At 68.0% G+C, this 13193-nt stretch carries 10 protein-coding genes and 2 pseudogenes; 8 read left to right on the forward strand and 4 right to left on the reverse strand.

The annotated features are described in order from the left end of the window. Positions 1–26: 26 nt before the first annotated feature. Both WA944_RS21490 and WA944_RS21495 read left to right on the forward strand, forming a co-directional pair. Positions 27–2072 carry an erythromycin esterase family protein gene (locus tag WA944_RS21490; protein ID WP_526371045.1) on the forward strand — a complete coding sequence of 682 codons (2046 nt, stop codon included), beginning with the start codon at positions 27–29 and terminating at the stop codon, positions 2070–2072. A 47-nt stretch (positions 2073–2119) separates the two neighbouring features. Beyond that, complete coding sequence (locus WA944_RS21495) at positions 2120–3079, forward strand: 1-phosphofructokinase family hexose kinase (RefSeq protein WP_526371047.1); 960 nt, start codon at positions 2120–2122, stop codon at positions 3077–3079. Here WA944_RS21495 and WA944_RS21500 read toward each other — a convergent pair. Next, positions 3070–3954 (reverse strand): annotated as a pseudogene (locus tag WA944_RS21500) (3-oxoacyl-[acyl-carrier-protein] synthase III C-terminal domain-containing protein). The gene WA944_RS21495 and the pseudogene WA944_RS21500 sit on opposite strands and share 10 nt — an antisense overlap. Next, positions 3938–5043: pseudogene (locus tag WA944_RS21505) on the reverse strand (3-oxoacyl-ACP synthase III family protein). Before WA944_RS21505 ends, WA944_RS21500 begins: the two co-directional pseudogenes overlap by 17 nt. A gap of 145 nt (positions 5044–5188) precedes the next feature. On the opposite strand from WA944_RS21505, the gene WA944_RS21510 reads away from it, so the two are divergent. From WA944_RS21510 to sulP, 3 genes are all read left to right on the forward strand, one after another. Then, complete coding sequence (locus WA944_RS21510; protein WP_526371049.1) at positions 5189–6913, forward strand: GAF domain-containing sensor histidine kinase; 1725 nt, start codon at positions 5189–5191, stop codon at positions 6911–6913. A 72-nt stretch (positions 6914–6985) separates the two neighbouring features. Further along, positions 6986–7804, forward strand: a complete 819-nt coding sequence (locus tag WA944_RS21515) for a universal stress protein (RefSeq protein ID WP_526608043.1) — start codon at positions 6986–6988, stop codon at positions 7802–7804. Position 7805: 1 nt separating this feature from the next. Beyond that, positions 7806–9515, forward strand: a complete 1710-nt coding sequence (gene sulP / locus WA944_RS21520; protein ID WP_526608040.1) for a sulfate permease — start codon at positions 7806–7808, stop codon at positions 9513–9515. A gap of 17 nt (positions 9516–9532) precedes the next feature. Here sulP and WA944_RS21525 read toward each other — a convergent pair whose 3' ends face one another. Continuing rightward, positions 9533–9973, reverse strand: a complete 441-nt coding sequence (locus tag WA944_RS21525) for a pyridoxamine 5'-phosphate oxidase family protein (protein WP_526372535.1) — start codon at positions 9971–9973, stop codon at positions 9533–9535. A gap of 190 nt (positions 9974–10163) precedes the next feature. Between WA944_RS21525 and WA944_RS21530 the strand changes: the two genes are divergently transcribed. Continuing rightward, the gene (locus WA944_RS21530) at positions 10164–11171 is read left to right on the forward strand and encodes an Acg family FMN-binding oxidoreductase (protein WP_526372536.1); all 1008 of its coding nucleotides are present in this window, start codon (positions 10164–10166) and stop codon (positions 11169–11171) included. Between the two features lie 9 nt (positions 11172–11180). On the opposite strand, the gene WA944_RS21535 is transcribed toward WA944_RS21530, so the two are convergent. Next, complete coding sequence (locus WA944_RS21535) at positions 11181–12041, reverse strand: methyltransferase domain-containing protein (protein ID WP_526647323.1); 861 nt, start codon at positions 12039–12041, stop codon at positions 11181–11183. 156 nt (positions 12042–12197) lie between these two features. Between WA944_RS21535 and WA944_RS21540 the strand changes: the two genes are divergently transcribed. After that, entirely contained in the window at positions 12198–12905 is a 708-nt protein-coding gene (locus tag WA944_RS21540) for a phosphodiesterase (protein ID WP_526647324.1), read from the forward strand. Then, a partial coding sequence (locus tag WA944_RS21545) for an SRPBCC family protein (protein ID WP_526647325.1) occupies positions 12902–13193 on the forward strand: 292 nt, incomplete at its 3' end. The genes WA944_RS21540 and WA944_RS21545, both read left to right, overlap by 4 nt.

The raw sequence follows: 13193 nt of genomic DNA on the forward strand, positions 1-13193 counted from the left end.
CCGGATCCTTCACAGGAGCGACAACCATGACCCGCATGCAGGACCACACCCAACGAGCGCCGAGGCGGGTGTTCGGCGACCGTCGGGAAGCCGGACGCGTCCTGGCCGACCTGCTCGGTGCCTACCGCGGCCGCCCAAACGTGGTCGTGCTCGGGCTCGCGCGCGGCGGCGTTCCCGTCGCGTGGGAAGTGGCGGCGGCCCTGGGGGTTCCGGTGGATGCCTTCATCGTGCGCAAACTGGGAGCACCTGGTCACGAAGAGTTCGCGATGGGGGCGTTGGCCAGTGGCGGACGGGTCGTCGTCAACGACGACATCTTGCGCGCGCTGCGGATCTCGCCGCAGCAGTTGCGTGACGTCGCCGAACGCGAAGGGCGGGAGCTGATCCGGCGCGAAGCCGCCTACCGGGGTGGGCGCCCCCCGATCGACGTCACCGGTAAGACCGTCATTCTGGTCGACGACGGACTCGCCACCGGGGCCAGCATGCTGGCCGCTGTACAAGCGTTGCGGGAGGCCGAACCGGCCGAGATCGTGATCGCGGTGCCTGCGGCCCCGGAGTCGACCTGCCGGGAGTTCGCCGGTCTCGTCGACGACGTCGTGTGCGCGACGATGCCCACGCCGTTCCTCGCGGTGGAGGAATCCTACTGGAACTTCAAACAGGTCAGCGACGAGGAGGTCCGTGAATACCTCGCCACACCGACGGTGGGTGCCGCCGCCGCGACAACCCCGATCGAACAGACTCCCGCAGCGGTCGTGAACCGGGCCGCCGTTGACGCGCCGGGTGGCGTACCGCCGACCGAGGCACTCGAGGAGATCATCGGTGACGCGCGAATCGTGCTGATCGGCGAGAGCTCCCACGGCACCCATGAGTTCTACGAGGCGCGGGCGGCGATCACGAAGTGGCTCATCGAGGAGAAGGGCTTCTGTGCCGTTGCCGCCGAGGCCGACTGGCCAGACGCCTACCGGGTCAACCGTTATGTCCGCGGACTGGGCGACGACACCACCCCCGATGAGGCGCTGAGCGGATTCGAGCGGTTCCCCGCCTGGATGTGGCGCAACGTCGTCGTACGCGACTTCGTCGACTGGCTGCACACCCACAACCGGCACCGTCGAGAGGACGGAGGACGCCAGACCGGCTTCTACGGACTGGATCTCTACAGCCTCCAGCGGTCGATGCAGGAAGTCATCGGCTACCTCGACAACGTCGACCCGCGGGCGGCGGCGCGGGCACGGGCCCGGTACGCATGTTTCGACCACACCTCCGCCGACGACGGTCAGGCCTACGGCTTCGCCGCAGCGTTCGGCGCGGGCCTGTCCTGTGAACGTCAGGCGATCGAGCAACTCGTCGAGATGCAAAGCAACGCACTGGAATACGCGCGTCGCGACGGCCTGCTCGCCGAGAATGAGGTGTTCTACGCTCAGCAGAACGCGCAGACCGTCCGCGACGCGGAGGTGTACTACCGGGCGATGTTCGGCGGCCGTGTCACGTCTTGGAACCTGCGTGACCAGCACATGGCGCAGACGCTGCACGCGCTGCTCGCCCACTTGGACCGGCACCGCGGGTCAGAGCCGGCCCGGATCGTGGTGTGGGCGCACAACTCTCACGTCGGGGATGCCAGGGCCACCGAGGTGGGCGGTGACGGGCAGCTGACGCTGGGGCAATTGGCGCGGGAGCACTTCGGAGAGGACACCCGACTGATCGGGTTCACGACGTATCAGGGAACGGTGACCGCAGCCAGTGAATGGGGCGGCATCGCCGAACGCAAGTTCGTCCGGCCAACGCTCAACGGCAGCGTCGAAAAACTGTTCCATGAGACGGGCAGACCGGAGTTCCTGGTGTCCGCAGCGATCAGTCACGCGGTGAGCGAGCCTCTGGACGGCGTCCGCTTGGGGCGGGCGATCGGTGTCATCTATCTGCCTGCGACCGAACGACAGAGCCACTACTATCATGTGCGGCCAGGTGAACAGTTCGACGCGATCATCCACATCGACAGGACGCGGGCACTGGAGCCGCTCGAGGTGACGAGTACGTGGTCGAAGGGTGAGACGCCAGAGACTTATCCGACGGGACTGTGATGCCGCGGAACCCCACCAACGAACGGAAGACCAGCGCAATGTCATCGTTGCCGTCACCCAGCATCGTCACCCTGACGATGAACCCGGCACTGGACATCACCACGGAGGTCGACGTCGTCCGACCGACAGACAAATTGCGTTGCGCGGCTGCACGATACGATCCGGGCGGCGGTGGGATCAACGTCGCCCGGATCGCACACGTGCTGGGCGCCTCCGTATCGGCTGTGTTTCCTGCAGGCGGGCACACCGGCCACCTGCTGACGCGCCTCGTCCATGACGCCGGCGTGCCGCTGCAGCAGATCGAGATCGCCGAACCGACCCGGGAGAGCTTCACCGTCGACGAACGCAGCACCGGCAAGCAGTACCGCTTTGTGCTCCCCGGGCCGCGGCTCAAGTTCACCGAACAGGCGCAGTGTCTGGACGAACTGCGCGGTGCGGGAGCCTCGGCACAGTTCGTGGTGGCCAGCGGAAGCCTGCCGCCGGGCGTCCCGCCCGACTGGTACCAGCGGGTGGCCGACGTATGCCGGCCGATGGGCGCGCTGCTGATCCTGGACACTTCGGGCGGTGGGCTCACTCACATCAGGAACGGCGTGTTCGTGCTCAAGACCAGTCTGCGTGAACTTCGCGAATGCGTCGGGCGCGAGCTGACCACTGAGGCGGAGCAATTGGTGGCAGCCCACGAGTTGGTCGACCGGGAGATCGCGCAAGCTGTCGTGGTGTCGCTGGGATCCCAGGGCGCTCTGCTGGCAACTCCGCTGCACAGCCAGCGTTTCTCGGCGGTGCCGGTCCGGGCGGTCAGCGGTGTCGGGGCCGGCGATGCGATGGTTGCCGCGATCGTGGTCGGCCTGAGCCGGTCCTGGACATTGACCGAATCGGTGCGGTTCGGGATCGCCGCCGGCGCCGCGATGCTGTTGACGCCCGGAACCGCCGCCTGCAGTCGGGATGATGTCGAACGCTTCTTCGGGATCGTTCCCGACGCAGAGGACGTCGACGCGGTTCACACCTGATCCGGCGCAAAGCGGTACACCACGGCGCCGGCGGTGATCCCGGCGCCGGCAGCGACCAGCAGGATGCGACCGCCCCGGCGGACCCCGCCCGACGCCCGGTTGAACGCCGCAGCCAGCGAAGCAGTGTGCATGCCTGCGTCTTCGGCGACGACGATGCGCGACCCGGACACGCCGAGGAGGTCGGCGAGGGCGGCGCGGAACCCGCGCTGTGCCGGGGCGGCCACGATCGCATCGAAGTCCTCGAGCCCGAGCGCGGAGCTGCGCAGGCACTCCTGCGCGGCCCGTGCCGCTGTGGCGGCGAACCTCTCGTCCTTCGACTCCGACGCCTAGAAGCGGAGCACGTTGTGACCGTCGACGAGTCCGACTGTGGCGTTGAAGGTTTCGCCCGCATCCGGAGCGCTGACCCAGCGGATCGGGCCGAGCCCGTAGTCATCTTCGGCCCAGTCGCACAACAGGGCCGCCCCGGCGGGGGAGAACGGAAAATCCTGACTCATCCCGTGTCCGGGATTGGCGTCGCTGGCGACCACCACCGCGCACCCGACGGTGTGTGATCTCAGGAAGCCGTCGACGATCTGCAGCGCGGTGAGCACCCCGCAGGTTCCGTTGGCCACGTCGAAGGAGAACGTGCCGTGTGCGCCTGCATGCGGATCCTCGGGGTTGGCATCGACGTCCTGCTGGATCATCGCCGCCAACGCGGGCTCGCCGAGGTTCCGATCCCGGTGGATCCCGGCATTGATCAGCAGGTCCACGTCGTGGGGATTGCGTCCGGCGGCGTGCAGGCAGTCCCTGACGGAGTTGACCGCCAGCCGGAGTGCGCTGTGGCGGGTTCGCCAGCCGCCGTCGGTGACGGCGACGCGATCAATGACGGTGCCCATACCGGTCCACCAGCTCCTTGTCCAAGGTTGCCAGTACGACGCCGATCTCCAGCCCGGACGCCAGTGCGATGAGCGCGATCGTCTCCCCGGTCAGGATGTGGCCGGCTTCGAGCTCTTCGACAAGGTCCACCGTGTGCGTCGTCGACGCGGTGTTTCCGTAGCGGTCGACGGTGATCACGGCGTCGTGCCGGGGCCCCTCCCCGAACGATGCCGAGAGTTCGGCCATGCCCTTGCGGATCGCCCGTGCCGAGGTCTGGTGGGTGATCACATGATCGATGTCGGGCATCGAGATGCCCGCGGCGTCCAGCACCTCGTGAAGCAGCAGGGGGGTGTTCGACATCGCTGCTCGGTGAATCCCTCTGGCGTCGTTGAATATTCGGGCGCCGGGCTCGTGTCCCTTGGGATAGCCGACGCACAACCGGCTGTAGTCGGCAACGGTGGTGAAGCCGGCGCGCCGAATCCCGTCCGATCCTGCGGGGGCCCTCTCCAGCAGAAGCGCAGCCCCGCGTCGCCGAGGGTCAGCGATGCCAGTTCCTTGCTCATGATGTTGCGGATGTGGCGCGCCGCGTTCTGGCCCAGCTGGGAGATGTACTCGCCGCTGACCACCAGTGCGCGTTCCACCACACCGTGGCGGATCCAGTTGTTGGCGATGGTGACGCCGGTGAGCATTCCTGCGCAGGCGTTCGAGACGTCGAACGTCATCGCGTTCTGCGCCCCGATCGCGTCGGCCACGGCGCGGCTCATCGTCGGCTCCAGCCACTGCGTCAGACCGCCGTGGAACTTCGTGATGCTGCAGCTGATCACGACGTCCACCGATGAGCCGGGACGCTGTGCCCGGTCGAGGCAGTCGACAGCCGCGGCCGTGGCGAGGCTGTAGGAGTCCTCGTCGCCGACCGAGACCCGGCGCTCGTGGATCCCCGTCAGCCGTTCGAGGTCGATGTGGGTGTGATGGCGGGTCCGCGACATCAGCTCCGACGTGGTCAGATGGGTCGGGGGAAGACGGCGTCCAGCGCCCGCCAGCCGGGTGCGATACGGGGCGGAGGACTCCCCGCCGTGGGGCTCCATCACCAGCCACCGCGTCTGCGTCATTGACACATGGTGGTCTTACGGCCCCCTGGCCGATAGGGAACTTCGGGCGCAGCCCTGCGAGGACCTTGGACCCTCGCACCGGATGTCGTCATCAAGGGCAGGAAGCCGTCCCGAAACCTTTCTTGTGGCTTCCAGTGGTGCGACCATGGGGGTCGTGACCGACAGAAGCGAAGCGGGGCCGCAAGCCAGGATGCCGCCGCTGCGGGACACCCTGTCTCAATTACGGTTGCGCGAGCTCCTCAAAGAGGTCCAGGACCGCGTCGAGCAGATCGTCGAGGGGCGGGACCGTCTCGACGGCCTGGTCGAAGCCATGCTGGTGGTCACCGCAGGGCTCGAGCTGGACGAGACGCTGCGCACGATCGTGCACACAGCCATCGACCTTGTCGACGCACGGTACGGGGCACTGGGCGTCCGCGGGTACGGCCATGAACTTATGGAGTTCATTTACGAGGGCATCGACGAACAGACCCGCGAGAAGATCGGGCACCTCCCCGAGGGCCGCGGCGTGCTCGGTGTGCTGATCGACGACCCGAAGCCCATCCGGCTGGACAACATCTCCCACCACGCCGCCTCTGTGGGCTTCCCACCCAACCACCCGCCGATGCGTACCTTTCTCGGGGTGCCGGTACGGATTCGCGACGAAGTGTTCGGCAACCTCTACCTGACCGAGAAGGCAGACGGGCAGCCGTTCAGCGAGGACGACGAGGTACTGGTGCAGGCGCTCGCGGCGGCGGCCGGCATCGCCATCGAGAACGCCCGGCTCTACGAGCAGGCCAAGATGCGCCAGGCATGGATCGAGGCCACCCGCGACATCGGCACCGAGCTGTTGTCGGGAACTGATCCTGCCACGGTGTTCCGCCTGGTCGCCGACGCGTCTCTGGTGCTCAGCGGCGCCAAGGTGACGTTCGTGGCGGTTCCGGAAGATCCCGAGCTGCCGGTCAGCGAGACCACGGAACTCGTGGTCTCGGCAACCGCCGGCGAAGGCCCGGTCACGGACCTGTACTCGATCCCGGTGGAGGGGACCGTGGTCGGTTCAGCGTTTGTGCAGCGGACTTCGGCCCGGTTCGACACGTTCGACCTTACCGGCGACGGGGTGCTGGCCGGCCCGACGCTGGTACTGCCGCTGCGCGCCACCGGCTCCGTCGCCGGTGTCCTCGTCGCGCTTCGGCCCGTTGGGGGGCAGCCGTTCACCGAAGAGCAGCTCGACATGATGGCTGCCTTCGCCGACCAGGCGACGCTGGCGTGGCAGCTGGCGAGGACCCAGCGCCAGATGCGCGAGCTCAGTATCCTGACAGATCGCGACCGCATCGCCCGTGACCTGCACGACCACGTGATCCAACGGCTGTTCGCCGTGGGACTGGCACTGCAGGGAACGATCCCACGGGCACGGGCACCCGAGGTGCAGCAGCGGCTCATGGGCTGTGTCGACGACCTGCAGGAAGTCATCCAGGAGATCCGCACCGCGATTTTCGACCTGCACGGCGGCTCGTCGGGCGTCACCCGGCTGCGCCAGCGCCTGGACGAGGCCGTCGCTCAATTCGCCGGTGCGGATCTGCGGACGACCGTGCAGTACGTCGGACCGCTGTCCGTCGTCGACGCGAGACTCGCCGACCACGCCGAAGCAGTTGTCCGCGAGGCCGTCAGCAACGCCGTCAGACACGCCAAGGCCAGTAACCTCGCGGTCAACGTCGTCGTCGAGGACGACCTGTGCATCGAGGTCAGTGACGACGGCCGGGGGATATCCGCGGAAATCACCGGCAGCGGGCTAACCAACCTGCGTGGACGCGCCGAGGACGTCGGCGGGGTGTTCAGCATCGAATCCCCGCCGCGCGGCGGAACGGTGTTGCGGTGGTCCGCACCGCTTGCGTGAGCACGGCGTTCCCCGGGCAGGTAGCGACCAAAGTCCCTAACCGGTTGGCGCGGCCAGGGATACCGTGCATTCATGAGCTCTGCGCACGAGTCCCGCCCGGCTCACGCGCTGTTCGCGGACAGCGACAAGCCCATCGTCGTCGGCTTCGACGGATCACGGGACGCCCTCAACGCCCTCAGGTGGGCGGTCCCGGAAGCCGAGTCCCGCGACGTGCCACTTCGGGTGGTCCAGGTGATCCCCGACGACGACCGGCACCACGGATCTGCTGCGGCCCATGGCGCCGGGCCGTCCGTCGAGGCTGCGGTGCTGTCGGTCGAGGCGGAGGCGGAGCGCACCGGAAAGTCCATCCGGGTCGAGTCGGTGCGGGTCGACGGCGACACCGCTGACGTCGCCGACGTTCTCGTCGCCGAATCCCGGCATGCGCTGATGGTCTGTATCGGAGTTCCCGGGCGCGCCCGCACGGCCGACCGGCTGTTCGGGCCGACGGCCGCCGCGCTCGCCGCCCGCGCGCACTGCACGGTCGCGCTCATCCGATCCGACTCGGCGGGACCGCCCCCCGAGCCCGGGGTGATCTCGGTTGTCCTCGACGACGCACCGGACAACGACTCGGTTGTGCACCTGGCGATGCAGGAAGGTCGGTTGCGTGAGGCGACCGTGCGGCAGGTCGACAGGCGCGTCGACAGTTGGATCCGGCGGTTCCCCGACGTGCACGTCGAGATGGTCGCCGCAGGAAGCGGCCGTCCTTACGTCCCGGGGCATCACGGCCCGCAGGGCGTGCAGTTGGCCGTTGTGGGTCAGGCAGACGCCGATCGCCTCGCCGACCTCGAGGTCCCCAACTGCCACCCGATCGTGGGCTACCCGGACTGCTCTGTGCTGTTGGTCCGCCATTGACATGACCGCGCCGGCGACGCGGCGATCGTGGGTGAGCCTCCTGCTGCCGGGGCTTTCCCAGTTCCAGCAGTACGAGACGGGTTGGTTGCGCGCCGACCTGACGGCAGGTCTGACCGTCGCGGCGTATCTGGTTCCCCAGGCGATGGCGTACGCGACCCTCGCCGGGGTCTCGCCGGTCGCAGGACTGTGGGCCACCCTGGTGCCGCTCGCGGCGTACGCCGTCCTTGGATCGTCCCGGCAGTTGTCGGTCGGACCCGATGCCAGCACCACGGCGATGACCGCCGCCACCCTGGCGCCGATCGCCGGCGGTGACGACACCCGCTATGCCGCCTCGGCGGCCGTGCTCGCCGTGCTCGTCGGTGTCACCTGCCTGGTGGGCGGGATAGCGCGACTGGGTTTTCTCGCCAACCTACTGTCACGACCGATTCTCATCGGCTACATGGCCGGCATCGCGCTGGTGATGATCGCCGGCCAGCTGGGCAAGATCACCGGCACCGAGTTGACAGGAAACGAATTCATCTGGCAGACCGGATCATTCGTGGCACACTTGGCCGACGTGCACTGGCCGACACTCGCGCTGGCAAGCGCGGTCGTCGCGGTGCAACTCGTGTTGTCGAAGCGGGAGGCGCACATCCCCGGACCGTTGATCGCGGTCGCCCTCGCGTCGGCTGCCGTCGTGCTGTTCTCCTTGCAGGCACGCGGGATCACCGTGATCGGACCCGTTCCCTCGGGGCTCCCGGGGCTGGGAATCCCCGGGCTGCACTTCGGCGATCTACTACCGTTGCTGCTTCCTGCTGCGGGAATCGCGATCGTGGCGTTCTCCGACGCCGTCGTGACCGCACGGGTTTTCGCCGCCCGCACCGGTCAGGAGATCGATGCCAGCGCCGAGATGCGGGCGTTGGGGGTCTGCAACCTCGGGGCGGGGCTGGCGTCCGGGTTCCCGGTCAGCGCCAGCGGAAGCCGCACCGCGATCAGCCATTCGCTGGGCAGTCGCACCCAGCTCGCGTCGCTGACCACCCTGGCCGTGGTTCTCCTGGTGCTGACGTTCGGGGGCGGCCTGCTGTCGGCGGTGCCGATGGCGGCGTTGGGGGCGCTGGTCCTCGTCGCTGCGGTGCAACTCATCGATGTCTCGGAGTTTCGCCGCCTGGCGCAGTTCCGCCGCAGCGAGTTGATACTCGCGTTCGCGACCACCGTGGCGGTCCTGGGTTTCGGGGTGCTCTACGGGGTGCTGGCCGCAGTGGCGCTGTCCATCCTCGACCTGTTACGCCGGGTCGCCCGCGCGCACGACAGCGTCCTCGGTATTGTCCCCGGTCTGCCCGGCATGCACGACATCGACGATTATCCGCAGGCGGAGTTGGTGCCAGGCCTGGTGGTCTACCGCTATGACGCCCCCCTGTGTTTCGCCAACGCCGAAGACTTCCGCAGGCGAGCGCTGCAGGCGGTGGCGGCCTACCCACAACCGGTGGAATGGTTTGTGCTCAACGCTGAGGCCAACTCGGAGGTCGATCTCACGGCACTCGACGCAGTGGACCGGTTGCGTGTCGACCTGGCGCGGCGAGGCATCCGGTTCGGGATGGCACGGGTCAAGCAGGACCTCCGAGATGCATTGCAGGCGGCCGGGATCCTCGACGCCATCGGCGACGAGCACATCTATCCGACGCTACCCACGGCGGTCGCCGCATTCCGGCAACGGGACGGCACCCAGGCCTGACCATTGAGGCGATCCGGTCAGATCACGGTGAATTCGCGATCGGGTTCGGCACCGAAACCAAACCGGCGACCGGTGATCCGCGTCGGAAGCACCCGGACGTAGTGGTCCTTGACCGTCGCAGTCCACGGCAGCAGCTGGGCGCGTTCGGCTTCCTCGATCTCTTCGTCGGTGTGCAGGCTGCGCGCTACCCCCTTGACGATGACACTCCAGCCTTCGGTCGCAGAGTGGTCGTCGGCCTCGACCAGAACGTCCTTGTTGATCGCGGCGCTGACCAGCTTCGTTCCCTCCGCAGTGCGGAACAGCACGGTGCGGCGCTGGACGACGAAGTTGACGGGGAAGATCTCCGGCGCACCGTCGGCGCTGGTCACCAACCGGCCGAGGGATGCGCGGGAGAGCAGTTGCCAGCATTCGCTTTCGGGCAGAATCGTCACCGGCCGCTGGGTGGCTTCATCGCTCATACGGCCACGCTAGCCAATGGCGGGCATCCGGCCTGTGAGGCGTTGTTCCCTGGTGCGAAGGACCAAAGTAACCATTAGTTAGGGAACTCGGGCAAAGGTCCCCGTGAGGACGGGACTTCGGTCTCTGTCCGGCACCTCCGGTGTGGAGCACACTCGGAAGTGTTCAGTGCTAGAGAGGAAGCCCACATCCATGGCCGCACAGTTTCCCGATGCCGACACCATCCGCGCGGCGTTGACGTTGGCAACCCGCGCACCTTCGGTGCACAATTCCCAGCCGTGGCTCTGGCGGGTGGGGCCGCACAGTCTGCACCTCTACGCCGATCGGTCTCTGCACCTGGAGCACACCGATCCCGACCGGCGCGATCTGCTCGTCAGCTGCGGCGCCGCGCTCCATCACGGCACCATCGCGTTGGCGGCATTGGGCTGGTACGCCACCATTCACCGCTTGCCGAATCCCGATGAGCCGGACCATCTGGCCGCGATCAGCCTGCATCGCCACACAGCGGGGGAGACCGACATCGCGCTCGCCGCCGCGATCACCAAGAGGCGCACGGATCGACGCAACTTCAGCTCGCAACCGGTGGCCCTCGGCGACATCGCCTGGATGGGTGCCCGGGTGGCCCGGATGGGCGTGTCGCTGCGCCGCGTCGAAACCACCACCGATTTCAAAGCCATTCTGACCCAGGCGATGTGGCAGCACGCACTCGACTCCGGCTATGCCGACGAGCTCACGATGTGGAGCGGCAGGCACGCCGCCGCCGTCGGGGTGCCTGCGCGCAACGCCCCGGAAACCGACCCGGCCGCGGCGGTGCCCTCGCGGGTTTTCGCCGGGGCCGGGTTGAGTCAACCGCCGTATGCGCCCGCCGCCTATGACAACGGTGTGCTGCTGGCTCTCGGGACGCCCGGCGACGACGACATGAGCAGGCTGCGCGCCGGGGAGGCGACCAGCACGGCACTGCTCACCGCAACTGCCAGGGGGTTGGCGACTTGTCTGGTGTCGGAAGTGCTCGAGGTGGCCGAAACCCGCACGATGGTGCGGTCGGAGATCTTCGACGACCGGTACCACCCGCAGATGCTGACGCGCGTGGGATGGGCCCCCGTCGACGCCGACCCGCTGCCGGCCACGCCGCGGCGGCCGATCAGCGACAGGGTGACCCGGCTCGACGGCTCACCGTTCGACGGCTCCGAGGACGAGTAGCGCGCCACCTCAGTTCTTGGTAGCGATCACCAGGAGATACTCGGCGGAGTATGCCGTGCGGTCCGGCTCCGATGCCTCGTCCCAGGTCTCCAGCAGGGTCAGGAAGTCGCGGTCCAGCGCCGCGGTCCGTTCCGGGTCGGCCTCGTTGAACCGATACGTGGCGATGGTGGGCCCGTAGTTGGCTTTCCAGTACTCCCTGAACTGCAGCGCGGTCGCGCAATGATCCATCAGCACGGTCTCGCGGCGGGTGGTCAGGTCGGTCACCCGGTCGCCGAACAACTCTCGCACATGGTTCTCGTCGCCCCACATCGGCGCCGGTGTTGCTCCCGGTGGTGGCGGCGGAGCATAGGGTTTCATCGTCGCGAACAGGTGACCGATGAACCCTTCGGGCGTCCAGTTGATCATCCCGATGGTTCCGCCCGGGCGGACCACCCGGACCATCTCGTCGGCAGTGGCCTGGTGGTGAGGTGCGAACATCGCCCCGACACTGGAAAGGACAACGTCGAAACCACTGTCGTCGAACGGCAGTGCTTCGACATCGGCCTCGATCCACTCGAGCTCCACACCACAACGCGCCGCGATGCGGCGGCCGGCCTCGAACAGTTCCGGCGTCAGGTCGCTGGCGGTCACGATGGCCCCTGCTGCGGCGGCGGGGATGGCGGCATTGCCCGCGCCCGCTGCCACATCCAGCACCCGCTGTCCGGGCCGGACGCCGCAGGCCCGAACCAGGCGCGGTCCCAGCTCGGGAATCAGGTCCGCGGCCACCGCAGGGTAGTCGCCCGACGCCCACAGTGCCCGGTGTTTGGCCTTGAGCGCCCGATCGGCATCGTGTTGGGGCTGTGAGACGGCTGCAGCGTCGGATGTGCTCATCGACCTTCTCCTTCGGCCGCCGACGGATCACGAGGCCGTGCTCCGCGCGCTCGGCGGCACCAGCGAATCATAGCGACAAATGCTGCACGACCAGCCCAAACGGCCGATCTTGCGACTGTCCGGTTTGATCTTCATGCCCAGCGGTATACGTCGCGCATGAAAGCTTCCGAAATCGTCGGCGCGCCGTTCGAACTCGGTGCCGCGATCCGTCACCGCCGGTTGTTCCACCCTGCGGGGGTGCTGGCCCACGGCGCCATCGAGCGGGTGGCCGCACCCGGCGAGGGGTTGCCCGTGGAGTCCGGGCCTGTCGTCGGCAGGGTCTCCAAAGCCGTCGGGATCCCCGGGAGTCTGCCCGACGCAGCCGGGTTGGCGTGGCGGATGCCGCCCACGGCCCCCGGGGCCTGTCCGTGGGACGTGCTGCTGGTCACCGCGGGGGTGGGCAGTGCGTCGACGTTGCCCAACCGGCTGCTGCTGCGGCCGGTCACGTCTTGGTCGGACGCGGTGTACTCCAGCCTGATGCCGTTGAGCTACCGGGACCGACTGTGGTGGATCCGTGCCCGCCTCACCACGCCGGACAGTGCACCGGGGCTGTCCCTGGACACCGTCGTCGACGGTATCGGGCGCGGCGGACTGCAGTTCGACATCGACCAGGCCGGTGGCTCTGCGCCGTTCGAGCCATTGGCGCGGCTGACACTCACCGACATCGTGCCGGCAGCCCAACACCCCGACGACAACGTTGCGTTCGATCCGGTGCGCAACAGCGCCCCAGGTGTCGAGTTGTGGCCGGAATGGTTGCTGCGGCTGCGGCGGCTGGCCTACCGGAGCAGCCGCGAGGGGCGCGACGCGGAGACGGTGGGGCATTGAACACCTCCGAAGCGCAGAACTCGCTGACGGTGACCCGGGAGACGACGGCGTCGGTGCAATGGGTCTGGGACCTGCTCGCCGACGGGTGGACGTACTCCCAGTGGGTGGTGGGCAACAGCCGGATGCGGGCGGTGGACCGTGACTGGCCGACGCCGGGGAGCCAGATCCACCACTCGATCGGGTTGTGGCCGTTGGTCATCAACGACACCACCACCGTCGAGAAGTGCACGCCACTCGAAGAACTCGTGCTCCTGGCCAAGACCAGGCCGTTCGGTGCGGCGCGGATCA

Origin of the sequence: Mycobacterium sp. (genome assembly GCF_049683355.1) — a bacterium.
Lineage (GTDB): Bacteria > Actinomycetota > Actinomycetes > Mycobacteriales > Mycobacteriaceae > Mycobacterium.